Source organism: Sulfuricystis multivorans (assembly GCF_003966565.1).
Taxonomy (GTDB): Bacteria; Pseudomonadota; Gammaproteobacteria; order Burkholderiales; family Rhodocyclaceae; genus Sulfuricystis; species Sulfuricystis multivorans.
The window spans coordinates 1,924,941-1,941,409 of sequence record NZ_AP018718.1; the positions used below are offsets into that span (position 1 = coordinate 1,924,941).

The 16,469-nt window shown below is 64.9% G+C and carries 11 protein-coding genes; 3 read left to right on the plus strand and 8 right to left on the minus strand.

Features of this window, described 5'->3' with window-relative positions; genetic code table 11:
* Position 1: 1 nt before the first annotated feature.
* The 5 genes from EL335_RS09685 to EL335_RS09705 form a co-directional block, all read right to left on the minus strand.
* Complete coding sequence (locus EL335_RS09685) at positions 2-877, minus strand: decaprenyl-phosphate phosphoribosyltransferase (RefSeq protein ID WP_284155320.1); 876 nt, start codon at positions 875-877, stop codon at positions 2-4.
* The gene (locus tag EL335_RS09690; RefSeq protein ID WP_126446400.1) at positions 865-2,385 is read right to left on the minus strand and encodes a glycosyltransferase family 39 protein; all 1,521 of its coding nucleotides are present in this window, start codon (positions 2,383-2,385) and stop codon (positions 865-867) included. Before EL335_RS09690 ends, EL335_RS09685 begins: the two co-directional genes overlap by 13 nt.
* A 7-nt stretch (positions 2,386-2,392) precedes the next feature.
* Positions 2,393-3,460 (minus strand): 3-deoxy-7-phosphoheptulonate synthase AroG, encoded by a 1,068-nt coding sequence (aroG, locus tag EL335_RS09695; protein ID WP_126446402.1) that lies wholly within the window; start codon positions 3,458-3,460, stop codon positions 2,393-2,395.
* 431 nt (positions 3,461-3,891) lie between these two features.
* On the minus strand, positions 3,892-4,551 hold the full coding sequence (locus tag EL335_RS09700) for a response regulator (RefSeq protein ID WP_126446404.1): 660 nt from the start codon (positions 4,549-4,551) through the stop codon (positions 3,892-3,894).
* Positions 4,544-5,992: a sensor histidine kinase gene (locus EL335_RS09705; RefSeq protein ID WP_126446406.1), complete on the minus strand. Its 1,449-nt coding sequence runs from the start codon at positions 5,990-5,992 to the stop codon at positions 4,544-4,546. Before EL335_RS09705 ends, EL335_RS09700 begins: the two co-directional genes overlap by 8 nt.
* Before the next feature lie 141 nt (positions 5,993-6,133).
* Here EL335_RS09705 and EL335_RS09710 point away from each other — a divergent pair, with 141 nt between their 5' ends.
* Both EL335_RS09710 and EL335_RS09715 read left to right on the plus strand, forming a co-directional pair.
* On the plus strand, positions 6,134-6,841 hold the full coding sequence (locus EL335_RS09710) for a c-type cytochrome (protein WP_126446408.1): 708 nt from the start codon (positions 6,134-6,136) through the stop codon (positions 6,839-6,841).
* 90 nt (positions 6,842-6,931) lie between these two features.
* Positions 6,932-7,498: a NapC/NirT family cytochrome c gene (locus EL335_RS09715; protein ID WP_126446410.1), complete on the plus strand. Its 567-nt coding sequence runs from the start codon at positions 6,932-6,934 to the stop codon at positions 7,496-7,498.
* 130 nt (positions 7,499-7,628) lie between these two features.
* Here EL335_RS09715 and tldD read toward each other — a convergent pair whose 3' ends face one another.
* From tldD to EL335_RS09730, 3 genes are all read right to left on the minus strand, one after another.
* Positions 7,629-9,062, minus strand: coding sequence for a metalloprotease TldD (tldD, locus tag EL335_RS09720; RefSeq protein ID WP_284155321.1), 1,434 nt, complete (start codon positions 9,060-9,062; stop codon positions 7,629-7,631).
* An 83-nt stretch (positions 9,063-9,145) separates the two neighbouring features.
* Positions 9,146-9,955, minus strand: coding sequence for a carbon-nitrogen hydrolase family protein (locus EL335_RS09725; RefSeq protein ID WP_126446414.1), 810 nt, complete (start codon positions 9,953-9,955; stop codon positions 9,146-9,148).
* Complete coding sequence (locus EL335_RS09730; RefSeq protein ID WP_172600075.1) at positions 9,952-13,728, minus strand: YhdP family protein; 3,777 nt, start codon at positions 13,726-13,728, stop codon at positions 9,952-9,954. Before EL335_RS09730 ends, EL335_RS09725 begins: the two co-directional genes overlap by 4 nt.
* Positions 13,729-13,820: 92 nt before the next feature.
* Between EL335_RS09730 and glnE the strand changes: the two genes are divergently transcribed.
* Positions 13,821-16,469 (plus strand): bifunctional [glutamate--ammonia ligase]-adenylyl-L-tyrosine phosphorylase/[glutamate--ammonia-ligase] adenylyltransferase, encoded by a 2,649-nt coding sequence (gene glnE, locus EL335_RS09735; RefSeq protein WP_126446418.1) that lies wholly within the window; start codon positions 13,821-13,823, stop codon positions 16,467-16,469.

Here is a 16,469-nt window from a genome sequence, read left to right on the forward strand (position 1 = left end):
CTTACGCCAGCAAGCCAATCACCAGTCCCAGCCACAGCAGCGCGACGCCCATCAGATGCGGGTCGCGCAGCAGTTCGCGCACCGGATCGCCGCCGCCGCCACGGCGATGCAGACGATAGAGATAGCGCAGCAGGCCATAGAGAACGCAGGGCACCGTGACGATCAGCCAGCGCGTGCCGTGCAACGCGATGGTCTCCTCGCTGACGGTGTAGAGGCTGTAGGTGATCACCGTCGCGCCGGCCGTCAGCGTGATGAACTGGTCGAGCAAGGGCAGTGAATACTGTTCGAGCACGCGCCGGTGTGGCTGCTCGCTCGTGCTCGGTACCTCGATCTCGGCACGACGTTTGGCGAAGCCGAGGAACAGCGTCAGCATCAGGCCAGTGAGCACCAGCCAGTGCGACGGCGCGATGCCGATGCCGAGCGTGCCGGCAAAGATGCGCAGCATGAAGCCGGCGGCGATGATGAAGACGTCGAGGATCACCACATGCTTGAGGCCGAGGCTGTAGGCGACGTTCATCAGCACATACGAAACGAAGACCCACGGTGCCTTCGATGCCGGCAGGCCGAACAGCCCGGAGATGAGCCCCAGGCCGACGACCAGACAGACGGCGGCAAGCGCGAGCGCCATGCCGATGCCCACCCGGCCGCTGGCGATCGGCCGCAAGCACTTTTGCGGATGCCGCCGGTCGGCCTCGCGGTCGAGGATGTCGTTCATCACATACACCGCCGAAGAAATCAGGCAGAAGGCGACGAAGGCAGCGAGCGCCTGCGTGTGCATCTCCGCATTCGACCAGGCATGGCCGAACAGCAGACCCACCAGCACGAAGCCGTTTTTCAGCCACTGGTGCGGGCGGAGTAACTGGATCAGCGGCGGCATGATCGTTCCGGGAAATAACGGTCGCAGAAGTAGCAGCCAGAAAGCGGCAGCCACGCCGGCACCACATAATACTGGCGGCGGACGCCCTCCAGCACCGTGTCGCGGAAGCTGGCATAGTCGAAACCCTCGCCGCGCACCACCCAGAAGCGCGCACCCCGATATTCGAAGTCATCGATCGCAACGCGGCGGAACCAACCGTCGTATTCGCCCGGATTTGGCTCGGTCTTGCGCAGCACGGTGATGTCGCGGCCATCCAGCTCACGCCAGTCGGTGAGGATGTCGTCATGGCGCGCATGTCCCGACCCGGGGCCGAGCACCGGCACATGACGGCGCTCAAGGTAGCCGAGGATCGCCGCATTCGAATAGCCGTCCGAGGCGAGCAGGGTTGCGCCGATGCGCGATCGTTCGACCAGCTCTCGCCCATCGAAGGTCAGCACCATGCTCGGATAGACATTCAGCGAACGCCAGGTTTCCAGCGGCAGGCTGACCAGCACCGCAAACAACACGACATGCAATGCGGCGAAGCCGGCGCAAAACCGCACGAGCTTTTCCAGCCCGCCAGACGCTGCGCGGCGGACCGCCAGCAGCAGCGCGAATGGCACGAAAGACAGCACCCAGTGCAGACCAATGGTCTTGAAGAACGACAGCAGGGCGAACAGCATCAGCGGCACCGCGGCGAGCAGGCTCAGACTGCGCTCGGTCGCAGATTCGGCGCTGGTGGAACGGCACGCCGGCGCCTTCCACCACGACATCCAGACGATTGGCGGCGTCAGCACATAGAGCAGCGTCACCAGATACAAAAGCGGCGTCCGCAAATTGAAGCCGATATTCGCCCCGCTGTGGCGATTGACGAAGTTGAACAGATAGTTCGTCCAGCAGTGTCCGCTGTTCCACCAGGCCATCAGCCCCAACGCCGGAATGCAGCAGGCATAGACGATGGCAAGTCCCTGCCAGGCCGAAGTCTTGCGCCGGCGCGCAGCATCGACCAGATAACCGAAACCGAGCAGCGCGGCGAAGTATTTGGACAGCACCGCGCCGGCGAGCAGCAGGCCGGCAAGCAGGTACCAGCGCCAATCATCATCTTGAGCTGCCCGCAGCCAGGCCAAGCCGGAGAGCACTGCGCAATAGACCAGCGCGGTATCGGTGGTGACCAGCACGTTCCAGACGAAGGGTGGCGCGAGCAGGATCACCGACGCCACTGCATCGCGCTGCCCAGCCGCCTGTGGAAAGAGGCGTGGCCAGACCAAGCGCACTGCCAGCGCAAGCAGCAGCGGCTGAATGATCTGCGGCAGGCGCAGCCACCATGCCGCATCGCTCACCGTCAGCAGTACGGCGAGCCACCAGCCGATCATCGGCGGGTGATCGTAGAAGCCCCAATCGGGCTGCCGCCCCCACCAGTAGAAATACGCCTCGTCGCCGGTCATCGGCAAGGCGGCGGCCAGCCAGAAACGGAAAATGAGCGTCAGCCCGGCAGCGGCGAGGAAAAAGCGGCCGGACGTGATGGGCATCGGCAGCTTATCGCGCGGCAATGGCGGCGCGCCGCTGCCGCACCGCTTCGGCCAGCTGGTCGAGCACGACGACGGTATCGTCCCAACCCAGGCAGGCGTCGGTGATCGACACCCCGTAGGCAAGCGGCTTACCGGGTTTCAGATCCTGGCGCCCCTCGTTGAGATTCGATTCGATCATCACGCCGAAGATGCGCTCCTCGCCGGCGGCGATCTGTGCGGCGACATCGGCGGCCACCTCGAGCTGCCGCTTGTAATCCTTGCGGCTGTTGCCGTGCGAGAAGTCGACCATCACCCGCGCCGGCAGGCCGGCCTTGCCCAGCTCGATGCAGGCGGCCTCGATGCTGGCGTGATCATAGTTGGGCTGTCTTCCGCCACGCAGGATGAGGTGGCAATCCTCGTTGCCGTGGGTCGAGACGATCGCCGAATGGCCGGCCTTGGTCACCGAGAGGAAATGGTGCGGCGCCTGCGCGGCGCGGATCGCATCGACGGCGATCTTGATGTTGCCATCGGTGCCGTTCTTGAACCCGACCGGGCAGGAAAGACCCGAAGCGAGCTCGCGATGCACCTGCGACTCGGTGGTGCGCGCGCCGATCGCGCCCCAGCTGATCAGGTCCGCGGTGTATTGCGGCGTGATCGTGTCGAGGAACTCGGTCGCGCACGGCAGCCCCATCTCGGTCAGCTCCCAGAGCAGACGACGGGCAAGCCGCAAGCCTTCGTTGATCTTGTAGCTGCCGTCGAGACGCGGATCGTTGATCAGACCTTTCCAGCCCACCGTGGTGCGCGGCTTTTCGAAATAGACGCGCATCACGATCAAGAGGTCTTCGTGCAGCCGGTCGTGTTCGGCCTTCAAGCGGTCGGCATATTCGCGCGCGGAATCGAAATCGTGGATCGAGCAAGGCCCGACGATCACCAGCAGCCGGTCGTCGGCGCCATGCAAAATGCGATGGATCGCCGCACGCGCCTCGAACGTCGTCCGCGCAGCCTTCTCGCTGGCGGGATACTCGCGCAAGATATGGCCGGGGGGGGAGAGCTCCTTGATTTCTTTGATGCGGACGTCATCGACGATGTGTTTCATGATGAGGGCGACCCGAGGTGATGCGGAAACGAATTCTATCGCAGCGCGTCAATCCGGCCGTGGCAGGCTCCAGCGGCACTTCCCAGGCTTGCCCGCCGCCCGCCTCGGCGGAGCCAACCGTTGCGACCAGAGTCTGATATCTAGCGACATGAAAAGTTGACATTCTGACGACATCTAACCGGCCGTTGAAAAACGTCACGAGGATGGCCAGAGGCAAGGCGCACTGAGCGCAGCGACCGAGACCTATCAAATAGATAGGCGAGGGGGCGACAACGCAGTTGCGGCGCAGGCCAACCTTAGGCGTAGCCGAGATTAAGCGAAGCGACCGAAGCCAACATCACGCAATGCCGCAGATGGCTCACCGCCGGAGTTTTTCAACGGCCTGCTAAACGGACCAACCTGCGCCGCTGCGCTGTACGGCGAATCGCGTCTCAGGCACTCTTGTCCGCGCGGTTGCCAACGCCATGTTGCAGCGCCAACAGGGCGGCTTCGGTACGCGAGCGCACGTGCAGCTTCTGCAGAATGATGGTCATGTAATGCTTGACGGTCTTTTCCGCCAGATGCAGGCGCTCGCCGATTTCACGATTGTTCAGTCCCTGGCTCAGCAGTTCCAGCACCTCGATTTCGCGCGTGGTTAGCGTCTCGAAGACATCGGGATGGCGTGGCCGCAGGAACTCGGCAAGCATCTCCGCCGCTAATGCCGGGGTAACATAAGCCTCCCCCGCGGCGACGCTGCGCATGATGGTGCGCAGCTCGTGCGCGGTGATGCCTTTGAGTACGTAGCCATGCGCCCCGGCTTTGAACGCCGCCAGCAGATTCTCCGTATCGTTGGATACGGTGAGCATCATGATGCGCATCGCGGTATGCCGGGCGGCGATCTGACGGGCCGCTTCGATACCGCCCATGCCCGGCATGCTGATGTCGAGCAGTACCATGTCGGGCTGCAATTCTTCGGTAAGCGCCACCGCTTCCTCGCCACTGCCGGCCTGGCCGACGACGGTGAAATCACCACCGGCAGTCAGCGAGGCGGCAACGCCTTCGCGGAACAGCGGATGATCGTCGGCCACCAGAATGCGGATTGGCTCAGGCATGGGCGGCTTTTCGCCGGACGAGCGGCAGACTGGCGGCAATGCGCGTGCCCTGCCCCGGCGCCGCGATCACCTCGCATTGACCACCGAGCAGCCGCACGCGCTCCTGCATGAAGCTCAGACCGAGGCGGCCGGCAACCGCTTGCGGATCGAAGCCCGGACCATCGTCGCTGACCTCGATGCGCAGCATCTCCCCGACGTGGCCGACGTGAACGGCGACATGCGCGTTCGGCGCATGCTTGCGGCAATTGTGGAGCGATTCCTGCAACAGGCGATAGACGGTGATCTTGACCGCCAGAGGCGCGTCCGGCAGATTCGCCTCGACCTGCGCCGTCACCGGCATGCCGGTCAGGCGCTCGGCATCGCGCAAGGCACGGCGCACCGTTTCGGACAACGACAATTCCGCCAACCCCGGGATGCCCAGGCCGGCAGCGATATTGCGCAGATCTTCGAGCGATGAACGCAAGGCGGCGACGATGGTTTGCAGATTCGGCTGCAGCACGTCGCCGGGCATCTGACATGCACAACTGGCCGCCATTTCCTCCAGGCTCATCAGGGCAAAAGCGAGCGTCTGCGCCGGCGCATCGTGCAAGTCGGCGGCGATGCGATGGAGCAGCCGCTCATTGAGCGCGGTCGTTGCGGCGCCGGCCTCTGCCAGGCGGGCGCGCATGCGCTCGTTCTCGGCGAAGGCGGTTTGCAGCTGCTGCAGCTGGACACGCAAATCGTTGCGCTGGCGGCGAATCGTCTCGTTGGCGCGACGCACTTGCAGGAACAACAGGAAGAAGATCGCCAGCGTGACGGCCGCCAGCAAGGCCCAGCTGCGCTGCTGCGCGCTCTGGATGTCGCGTTCGATGCTGTCGGTCGAATGATAGAACTCCGCGACCGCGACCACTCGGCCGTGCGGACCTGCTCGCACCGGCACATGGACTTCGAGCAGTCGTTCCCATTGGCTGCGCTCAGCAGCATGCGCGGCTTCGTTCAGATCGCTCATCTGCGAGTGCACCGTGCCGCTGAAGGCGGCAGCGAGCGAAGCATCGAGCGGAAACCGGCGGCCGATCTGGTCGTGGTCGCTGCTGTAGCGAATCACCCCGGTGGCATCCCACAGTTTGAAGCGCACGACCTTGCGGCCCAGCGGCCCCTCGTTGAAGATGCGGTCGAGCGCGGCATGCACTTCGCGACTGGCCATCTGCTCGGGCGTCGCATCGCCCAGTTGCGCCGCCAGGATACTTTCGACATAGACGGCGGCAATCGCCGCAGCGCGATTCACTGCATTCTGCTCGATCTCGCGGCTGATCCACGAACCAATGATCGCGGCGCCGAGCGCCAGCAGCAGGGCGCTGCCGATGAGGAATTGTCGCGACAAGCTGAGACGCTCGAAGGGCGTATGGGGCAACGACGTGGCGCTTGGCGCGGCAATCGATCGCAGTGAAATCAACTCGTGCATAACACAATCCTATCACTTTGGTACCGGGCAGCGATCAGACCAAAGTCTGACGGAATCGCGCCCGAAGCCCCTTGATCACGCCAAGCCCACGCGGAGAATGGTTCCCAGCCAATCATCTGTCAATTTTCAAAGGAGATCATCATGCATCGCACACACCGCAAGCTGCTCATCACCATCACAGCAGGCATGTTCGGCCTCATCTCCGGTTTTGCCGCGGCAGCGGAAACCGAATCGGCGATCGCCCGCGGTGGCCGTCTTTACGACAAGTTCTTCAAGGAGAACAACACGGCCAAGCCCGACGCCGATCACCCCAGTTATCCGAACAAGGGGGGCAAGTATGGCAAGGATGCTTCCTGGCGCTGCAAGGAATGCCACGGCTGGGACTACAAGGGCAAGGATGGCGCTTACGCCAGCGGCGGCCACGCCACCGGCATCAAGGGCATCAACGGCGCCGCCGGCAAGGATCCGGCCGCGATCGCCGCGATTTTCCGCGATGCCAAGCACGGCTACAGCGAGAAGCAGCTTTCCGCGCAGGACGCGCAGGATCTCGCCCTGTTCGTCAGCAAGGGCCAGATCGACATGAGCAAGTATGTCGCCGACAAGAAGGCCAAGGGCAACCCCGCCAAGGGCGAAGTCTATTTCAATACCATCTGCGCTGGCTGCCATGGCAAGGACGGCAAGAAGATCAAGGATGCGCCGCCGCTGGGCTCTGTTGCCGACAATCCTTATGAGATGCTGCACAAGGTGTTGAATGGCCAGCCGGGTGAGAGCATGCCGGCGCTGCGCGCGCTCGACCCGCAGATCGCCGTCGATATCGTCAGCTATCTGTCGCAACTGCCCAAGCAGTAAGCCACACGCAGACTCACATCGATGGGCAGTGCACTTGGCGTGCCTGCCCATTTTGCTTTCTGTTTTGTTTTCTGCAAAAAGAAGTTACGTATGTTCAAGAAGATCAAGCTTTGGTTGAAAAGTCCGACCCACAGCGGTGCGATGCTACTGGTGGCCGGCGTCGTCGGCATCATTTTCTGGGGCGGCTTCAACACCGCGATGGAAGCCACCAACACGCTCGAATTCTGTGTCTCCTGCCACGAGATGGAGCAGCTCGTCTACCAGGAATACAAGCAGAGCGTGCATTACAAGAATCCCTCCGGCGTGCGGGCGATCTGTTCCGACTGTCACGTCCCCAAAGACTGGACACACAAGCTGATCCGCAAGATCAAGGCTTCGAACGAGCTGTATCACAAGCTGATCGGCACGGTAGACACGCCCGAGAAGTTCGAGGCGCATCGTCTCGAAATGGCCGAGCGCGTCTGGAAGGAAATGACGGAGAACAACTCACGCGAATGCCGTAACTGCCATTCCTTCGACGCGATGCACTTCGAGAAGCAGGGCCAGCGCGCCAGCGAAAAGATGCAACAGGCGGCACAAAAGAACCCGCAGCCGCCCTGTATCGAGTGCCACAAGGGGGTCGCACACAAGAAGCCCGTCGTGGAACGCGACGACTGAAAGGCGACTGAAAGGCTCATGCCCCTTCGGAACCGGCTGCGCGGGCGGTCTGCGGCGTTGCGCAGGAATTTCTGGCGGTGAAATATTCTGCTGCGCGGCCCGAAGCGCGCAACGGATCGAGTCCGACAGGCTAGCCGGTACCGCCCACCGTCATGCCGTCGATGCGCAGCGTCGGCTGGCCAACGCCGACCGGCACGCTCTGGCCTTCCTTGCCGCAGGTGCCGACACCTGGATCGAGGGCGAGATCGTTGCCGATCATCGACACGCGGGTGAGCACGTCCGGGCCGTTGCCGATCAGCGTCGCGCCCTTCACCGGCCGGGTGATCTTGCCGTTTTCGATCAGATACGCCTCGGCGGCCGAGAAGACGAACTTGCCGCTGGTGATATCGACCTGCCCGCCGCCGAAATTGGCGGCATAAAGCCCCTTCTTCACCGAGGCGATGATCTCCTGCGGATCCTTGTCGCCGGCTTCCATCGTCGTATTGGTCATGCGCGGAATCGGTAGATGGGCGAAGGATTCACGCCGGCCGTTGCCGGTGGGCGTAACACCCATCAGCCGCGCATTGAGCGTGTCCTGCAGGTAGCCGACGAGGATGCCGTCCTCGATCAGCACGGTGCGCTGCGTTGGGACGCCTTCGTCGTCGATCGATAGCGAGCCGCGCCGATTGGACAGCGTGCCGTCGTCGACGACGGTGACGCCCTTCGCGGCGACGCGCTCGCCGATCCGGCCCGAGAACGCGGAGCTGCCCTTGCGGTTGAAGTCGCCTTCCAGGCCGTGGCCGATCGCCTCGTGCAGCAGGATGCCCGGCCAGCCGGGGCCGAGCACCACGGTCATCTCACCGGCGGGCGCAGGCATGGCGGCGAGATTGACGCGCGCCTGATGCACGGCCTTTTCCGCATAGTCCTGCAACACCGCGTCAGTGAAATACGCATAGTCGAAACGCCCGCCGCCGCCAGCGGAACCCTGTTCGCGCCGACCGTTTTCTTCCAGGATCACGGTGAGCGAGACGCGGGAGAGCGGCCGCACATCGGCGGCAAGCCGGCCATCGGAACGCGCGACGAGGATCGTCTCCCAACTGCCGGCGATGTGCGCCATCACCTGGGTCACCCGTGGATCGGCGGCGCGCGCCAAAGCCTCGAGCCGCTCCAAGAGGCGCACTTTTTCCGCATCGGGCAGAGAGGCCAGCGGATCGTCAGGGGCATACAACGGGACGAGCGAATGACGTTTGAGCAGCGGCAAGCTGCTGCTGCCGCCAGCTGCGGCGATGGCGCGCACGGCGCGCGCGGCATCGAGCAGCGCGGCCAGACTGATGTCGTCGGAATAGGCGAAGGCGGTCTTGTCGCCGCTCACCGCGCGCACCCCGACGCCCTGCTCGATGTTGAAGCTGCCGGACTTGACGATGCCTTCCTCGAGGCTCCAGGCCTCCGAGCGGGAGAACTGGAAGTAGAGATCGGCATAGTCGATGCGGTGGCCGAACAGTTCGCCGAACACCCGGGAAAGCTGGCCAGCATCCAAGTCGTAGGGCGTCAGGAGATGACGTTCAGCGGTGGCGAAATGGGTCATGGTATCCATGGGGTTGGGTCGAATGCAGGATGTGGCGCCGTGCCGTGTCGCCAGCGCCGGGTTTGGACGATATGGGGGCAAATTTACAATCTTCTATGGCGCAGCGCCGGCAGACTCGCTCTCACTTCGGCGGTGCGCGCCGGGTCGAGTTCGGCAACCACCACACCTTCACCATATTCCATGCCCGCCACGATCTCGCCCCAGGGGTCGATGACCATGCTGTGGCCGTGGGTCATGCGCCCGGTCGGATGGCGCCCGCCTTGCGCTGACGCGAGCACATAGCACTGGTTCTCGACGGCGCGCACGCGCAGCAGCAGTTCCCAGTGCGCCTGGCCAGTGGTGTCGGTAAACGCCGCCGGCAGCACGATCAGATCGAGCGTGCCCATCGCGCGGAACAGCTCGGGAAAGCGCAGGTCGTAGCAGATGCCCAGCCCGACGCGCAGGCCCAGCGCCTCGACCACCACGGGAGCCGGCGGACCGGCTTCGATGGTCTCCGCCTCGTCATAGCGCTCTGCGCCCTTCTGGAAGCCAAACAGGTGGATCTTGTCGTAGCGCGCGATGCGTCTGCCGGCCGGATCGAAGACCAGGCAACTGTTCCTGAGTTTCGCCGGATCTTCCGCTGTCAGCGGAATCGAACCGCCGACGAGCCACAGGCCATGCCGCGCCGCCGTCTCGGCGAGAAAGTCCTGGATCGGCCCGCTGCCCTTGGTCTCGCGCACCGCGAGGCGGTCGGCATCGGTGCCGCCGATGATCGGGAAATATTCCGGCAGGGCGACGAGTTGCGCGCCGCGTGCCGCGGCCTGGGCGATCAAGCGCGCCGCGGTGGCGAGATTTGCCGCGACCTCGGGCGTCGAAATCATCTGGATCGCGGCCAGGGTAAGGGTTTCGCTCATTGTGTCGAACCGGGGGTGATCGGGGGGGTATCGGGGGCTTTGTGGGTCAGCTTCTCGACCTGGGGATCGCTCCAGGAACCGCGCACCGCATATTCGTAGGCGAAAATCTGGTCGAGCGGGTCTTTCAGAATCTTTTGCGCCGCCCAGGCGACGGCGCCGGCCACCGGGTGGGCGAGCATCGCACCGACCGCGAGCGACTCGCCGATCGCTGGCTGCACGCGCACCTTCAGCTGCTGTGTCTCGGTCACCAGATCGATCTGGCCGGAGATCGATACTTTCGCGGCCGGCCCCTGGATGCGCAGCTCGTCGGTGGCCATCACACCCCGAGCGATCCTCGCTGCGCCGCCGATACGGTCGAAGGCGAAGCCCTCGCTGAAGATGTCACGAAAATCGAGCGTGATGCGGCGCGGCAGCGCTTGTAGCGACAGCACGCCGAGCAGGCGGCCGACGCCGGGCTCGAGCTTCTTGAACTGACCCGTGCCGAAATCGACCTCGATGCTGCCGGCAAGGCTTTTGAGATCGAAGCTCAAGGGACTGCCCCGCCAGCGCACGTCGCCACTGAGTTTTCCTTCGCCACGCCGCACGGCATCGGGCAACTTCAAGCGTTGGAGCAGCTTTTCCGCATTGCCGACGTCCAGCTTGAAGTCGAGCGCCGTCTCGGCCGCGGCGCGCCCCGGCCGCCAGCGCCCCTCACCCGAGAGCTTCGCCGCATCGTTCTTCAGCTCGAATCTCCCCTGCCACGTTCCGGCGCGATTTTCCGCCGCCAGGCGTAGTTCGCCGAATGCCTTTTCGCCGACGCGGAAACTGTCGATCGCGAGATCGAGCGCCGGCAATTCGCGTGTCGTGTCGCCGCCGCTCTCGCTCGCCGTCTCCACTGCCTCCTCGATCGCGGGGAGGTGCAGACGGCTGAAATGGCCGCTGATACGGCCCGCCCCGGCCATCTCCCAGATGAGATCGCCCTGCACTTCGCGGCTCGAAAGCATGAGCTGCCAGCGCCCCATGTTGCGCGTGCCAGAAAGGCGCGCCTCGTGGAAATCGCGGCGCAGCGCGCGCAGCACCGGGCTGCGCACCTCGATGGCCGTCACCGCCAAAGCACCGTCGCTGCCGTTTTCCGTCCCGTCCTTGACCAGTACGCGCCACGCATCGGCATCGATCCTCGCCAGATCCGCTGCCAGCGCCAGCCCCTGCGCCGGCAGCGGTGAAGCCTGCGCGACGGCTTTCTCGCCGATACTCAAGCGGCCGCGCCAGGGCGCATTCGCGCGTTGCAACACCAGGCGGGCGACGCGTCCCAGCGTCGCCGACCACTGCCCCCGTTGCGGCTCGAGGCGACCCTCGACGAGAAGTGGCAAAGCTTCGAGCCCCGGCTTGTTGAGCGGCTCGGGCAGGCTGGAGGCCAGCCCGCGCAGATCCGATTCGAGGCGCAGCTCGGCGGCGGTTTTTTTCACTGTCAGCACGCCGCGCCAGGGCGTCTCGCCCGACAGATGGTCGAGCGCCGGCCAGCCGTAATGGCGCCGCAAGGCGTTCGCTGCGAGACCGCCGCTGGCGGCAATGCGCACCGCACCGCCCGACTGCGTGGCGATCTCGATGGTCACCGGCTGGTCGAGGAAACGCGCGCGCAGATTCTTCGCCTGCAAGCGTTCCGTGCTGAATGTCAGCTCTCCCTGCGCTTCCGTGAATGCGGGCAGTCCGGCCAATGCCTCGATGCGATTGCCCGCGAAACGATAGCGCCCCTGCACTTCGGTCTTGTCCGTGTGGCGGAGCGGGATGACGAGCTTGAGGTCGAGCGTTCCCGTGCCTTGGGCGGCCATGTCCGCGGTGAAATGGTCGATGCGTTCGCCGACCGGACTTGCCTCGATGAAATCGAAGAAGCGTTGGGTGTCGCCCTGCGCGCGCCCGGTCACGATGAGCCGTTCTTCCAAAGCTTCGAGGTCGGGGATCTCCGCGCGCACCTCGGACAACGCCACCCCCATGATCGCCGCCCGCTGGCCGTGAATCACCATGCGTTCGTTCTCGAACAGCAGCTCGCCGTCGATACCGTCGATCGCTGGCCAGCCGGGCGCATAGTCGAGGCCGACGCCGTGGAATCTTCCCCTCACCTGGAAGATGCCACCCTTGCCGCCCCGAAACGGAAACTGTGCCAGCGGGCCTTTGAGGCGCAGCGTCGTGTTCTCGGCGCGGCCGCCGCGGATGCTGGCCTTGAGCCAGTCGCGCGCATCCTTGCTCACCACGCGCGGTAGATAGCGCCACACCGCGCTGCCGGCGGCATCGGTCAGCTTCGCGGTCAGATCGATCTCGCCGGGGCCCTCGCCGGTGTAACGATAACTGCCGAGCGCCTCGCCCTTGGCATCGTCGTTGCTGAAACTGGCGCGCTGGATGAGAAACTCCGTGGCCCCGGTCTTTGCGCGCCAGCCGATTTCGGCTTCGAGCCGGCCGAGCGCCAGGGTCGGCTCGGGGAACACGGCCGGCAATTCGAGCCGCGCATCGCTGCCGGCAAGCGTCAGCCGTCCGGATAGGTGGTCGCCATCGACATGGCCGGAAATGCCGCCGAATCCAGGCAGGGTCTTCCATGCGGCGAGGGAGAGCTCGCTGAAATCGCCGCGGATGCGAAAGCTTTGCGGTGTCTCGAGCGCCCCCTGCCAGGCCACCTCGAGGTTCCGGAGCCGTCCTCGTGGCGCAAGCGCTTCGAGGCGTTCGCGCAATGGCTGCGGCACCGGGACAAACGCCATCAACGCCACGAGCTGATCGAGCTCGAGGCGGTTGGCGATCAGCTCGCCGCCGCCTCCGGCAGCCTTGAGCCGCAGGCTCGCGTCGGTGACGGGAAGTTCGATGCCAGCCACGGTCGCCAGTCGAAAGCGCCTCAATTCGCCGGCATAGCCCTCTTTGGTTCGCCGTGCAATGAGGCGCCCATCGAGATGGGTCATGGCCAGTGGCGGCAGGTCGGGCTGCAGGCGCACGCGCAGATCGGCAAGCCGCAGGTCGGCGGTTGCCCCGCTCGGCTGGGCGTCGGCAAGATCGAGCCAGAGGCGCACATCGCCTCTGCCCTGCGTCATTTCCAGCGGCAGCGTGACCCATGGCGCAGCCGCGGCGATGTCGAGCGCCTTGGCATCCAGATACAGTTGCCCGTCCCAGCCAGAGAGATCGCTCAGGCTGCGGCCGCTGACTTTGCCGCGCAGATCGATGCTCGCCGCAATGTCGCCGGAGGGCACGGCGACCAGAGCGAAGTCATGATGATGGCCGAGGTTGTGCAGCACGAAGTCGAGGTGGGACAGTTCGAGTGGCGGTGCAGCGCGCAACTCGTCGCGCCAGACGACGCGGGCCTCGCGCACGACGATGCGATACTGTTCGAGCAGCCAGGCGGTAAAACGGCTATCGCCTTCGGCGCGCACCGGCAGGCCGGCGACGAAGAGATTGCCGGCGGCGTCGCGCCGGATTTCGAGCACCGGCGCAAAAATTTCGAGGCGATGCAGGCGCGGTTCGAGAAACAGCAGCGAGGTCCAGCCGATCTCGGCCTCGACGCGTTCGAGCAACAGCGCCTCGCGCCCCGTGCGGTCATGGACGCGCAGCTGGCCGACGACGAGATGCGGATGCAGCCCAGGCCAGTCGGCGGAAAGTTCCCCGATCTCGACCGGCAGGCCGATGGCTCTGGAAATCTGCTGCTCGATTGCCGGACGCCAGCGGTCGATCTCGGGCATCAGCCAGTAGCGTCCGACCAGGATCAGGCTCGCCGCGGCGAAATACGCGGCCAGCAAAAGCCGGCCGCTCGAGCGCAACACGGAACGGAGGATGCCGGCAGAGGATGAAGACAGGATGGGCAAGGGGTCGGGGCGGACTAAAATGGGCCGAAACGACGCCAATTCTACCGCCCATGCCTTTCCCCCTTTCCCCGCCCGACTACTCGCGCTATCTCGCCCGGCTGCTGCAGGCCCGCCCCGAGCTCGCCGACGAGCTGTGCGCCGAAGCGCCGCTGACCGCCGCCCTGGCCCAAGCCTGGCTGAATGAACAGCCGCTCGACGAAGAAAGTCTCAAGCCGGTGTTGCGGCGTCTCAAGCAACGCGCGATGGCGCGCATCATGAGCCGCGATCTTTCCGGTCGCGCCGATCTCGCCGAAGTCGTCGAGAGCATGACCGTGATCGCCGAGACGGCCATCGCCGCCGCACTCTCCGTCACCGAGGCGGCGCTGATCGCGCGCTATGGCGAACCCAAGAATGCCGCGGGCGAGCGCCAGCAGCTGATCGTCATCGGCATGGGCAAGCTCGGCGGGCGCGAGCTCAACGTCTCTTCCGACATCGACCTGATCTTCGTCTATCCCGAAGACGGCGAAACGGATGGCGCGCGGCCGATCTCGAATTTCGAATTCTTCACCCGCCTGGGGCGGGCGCTGATCAACGCGCTTTCCGACATCACCGCGGATGGCCAGGTGTTCCGCGTCGACATGCGACTCAGACCCAACGGCGATTCCGGCCCGCTGGTCGGCTCCTTCGAGATGCTGGAGAACTACTTCTACACCCAAGGCCGCGAATGGGAGCGCTATGCATGGATCAAGGCGCGACCGCTGACCGGAGAACGCTGGGAAGAGCTGGAAGCGATCCGCCAGCCCTTCGTATTCCGCAAGTATCTCGACTTCGGCACGATCGAGGCGATGCGCGAGCTGCACGCGCAGATTCGCCGCGAAGTGGCGAAGAAGGACATGGCCACCAACATCAAGCTCGGGCCGGGCGGCATTCGCGAGATCGAATTCATCGCCCAGGTGTTCCAGCTGATCCGCGGCGGGCGCGATCCGGCGCTGCAGGCCAGGCCCACGCTCGAGGTTCTGAAGCTCTTGGTCGACCGCGGCCAGCTCGAACTCGATGCGGTGGTCGAATTGTCCGCGGCCTACCGCTTCCTGCGCCGGCTCGAACATCGCCTGCAATACCTCGACGATGCCCAGACCCATGCGCTGCCAGAAAACCCGGAGGATCAGCAGCGCGTCGCGCAGGCGATGGGCTTTGCCGATTACCCGGCGCTGCTCGCGGAACTCGACGACCACCGCCAGAACGTCGCCCGCCATTTCGCCGCCATCTTCGCCGCGCCCGGGGAACGCAATCACACGCTCGACACGGTCTGGCACCAGGCCGACGGTCAGGCGGCGGAACTTACCAAACTCGGCTATCGAGACCCGGCACCGTTGTGCGCGCGACTGGCGGCAATCCGCAACGGCACGCGTTACCAGCAGATGGGGGAACAGGCGCGCAACCGCTTCGATGCGCTGGTGCCGCGCGCGATCGAGGCCGCCGCCAGGATGCCCAATCCGGATGAGACGCTTGCGCGCATGCTCGACCTCATCGAAGCGATCGGCCGGCGCGCCGCCTATCTGGCGTTGCTGCTGCAATACCCCCAGGCGCTCGAACAGGTGGCGAAAATCGTCAGCGCCTCCTCCTGGGCGGCAGAATATCTGCTCAATCACCCGATCCTGCTCGACGAATTGCTCGATGCGCGCGCCTTGCAGATGGCGCCCGACTGGCAAGCCTTCCGCCAACATCTCGCCGAGCAGACCGATGCCCTGGAGCCGGATACCGAAGCGCAGATGGATGCGCTGCGCGAGGCGCACCATGCCCAGGTGTTTCGGCTGCTCGGCCAGGACATCGCCGGGCTGCTCACCGTGGAGCGGCTCTCCGACCATCTCTCGGAACTCGCCGACATCATGGTCGATCGTGCCTTGACCCTCGCCTGGCGCAAGCTCTCGAGGAAACACCGCGAGCAACCGGCCTTCGCGGTGATCGGCTACGGCAAGCTCGGCGGCAAGGAGCTCGGCTATGCCTCCGATCTCGATCTCGTCTATCTCTACGACGACCCCGCTCCCGATGCCGCCGCCATCTACGCCAAGCTCGCCACGCGGCTTTCTTCCTGGCTATCGACGCGCACCGCCGCCGGCATCCTATTCGAGACCGACCTCAGGTTGCGGCCCAACGGCGATGCGGGCCTCGTTGCCAGCTCGCTGGAAGCTTTCCGCAAATATCAGTTCGAGAGCGCCTGGGTCTGGGAACACCAGGCCTTGACGCGCGCCCGCTCAATCGCCGGCGATCCTGCGATCGGCGCCGCTTTCGAAGCCATCCGCCGCGAGATCCTCTGCCAGCGACGCGACCGCGCCAAACTGCGCGAGGAAGTTCTGGCGATGCGCGCCAAGATGCACGAAAACCTCGGCACCCGAGGCACATCCGATCTATTCGACCTCAAGCACGATTTTGGTGGTCTCGTCGATGTCGAATTCATCGTCCAATACCTGATCCTCGCCTACGCCTGCGAGCATCCGCAGCTTGCCGGCAACCTCGGCAACATCGCCTTGTTGAAGATCGCCGCCGACTGCGGGCTGATTCCCGCCGATCTCGCCGAGGCCGCGCGCGAGGCCTATCGCGAATACCGCCGTCTGCAACATCTGCGCCGGCTGAACAACCTCGATTCCCGCGTCCCAGCCGCACCGCACGCCGCGCGCATCGCCAAGGTGCGCGCGCTCTGGAAACACGTCTTTGGAGAATGA

Coding starts and splice junctions, on each gene's coding strand:
- EL335_RS09705 (WP_126446406.1), bottom strand. CDS start 5,992: ATGCACGAGTTGATTTCACTGCGATCGATTGCCGCGCCAAGCGCCACG.
- tldD (WP_284155321.1), bottom strand. CDS start 9,062: ATGACCCATTTCGCCACCGCTGAACGTCATCTCCTGACGCCCTACGAC.
- EL335_RS09700 (WP_126446404.1), bottom strand. CDS start 4,551: ATGCCTGAGCCAATCCGCATTCTGGTGGCCGACGATCATCCGCTGTTC.
- EL335_RS09710 (WP_126446408.1), top strand. CDS start 6,134: ATGCATCGCACACACCGCAAGCTGCTCATCACCATCACAGCAGGCATG.
- EL335_RS09690 (WP_126446400.1), bottom strand. CDS start 2,385: ATGCCCATCACGTCCGGCCGCTTTTTCCTCGCCGCTGCCGGGCTGACG.
- glnE (WP_126446418.1), top strand. CDS start 13,821: ATGCCTTTCCCCCTTTCCCCGCCCGACTACTCGCGCTATCTCGCCCGG.
- EL335_RS09725 (WP_126446414.1), bottom strand. CDS start 9,955: ATGAGCGAAACCCTTACCCTGGCCGCGATCCAGATGATTTCGACGCCC.
- EL335_RS09715 (WP_126446410.1), top strand. CDS start 6,932: ATGTTCAAGAAGATCAAGCTTTGGTTGAAAAGTCCGACCCACAGCGGT.
- aroG (WP_126446402.1), bottom strand. CDS start 3,460: ATGAAACACATCGTCGATGACGTCCGCATCAAAGAAATCAAGGAGCTC.
- EL335_RS09685 (WP_284155320.1), bottom strand. CDS start 877: ATGCCGCCGCTGATCCAGTTACTCCGCCCGCACCAGTGGCTGAAAAAC.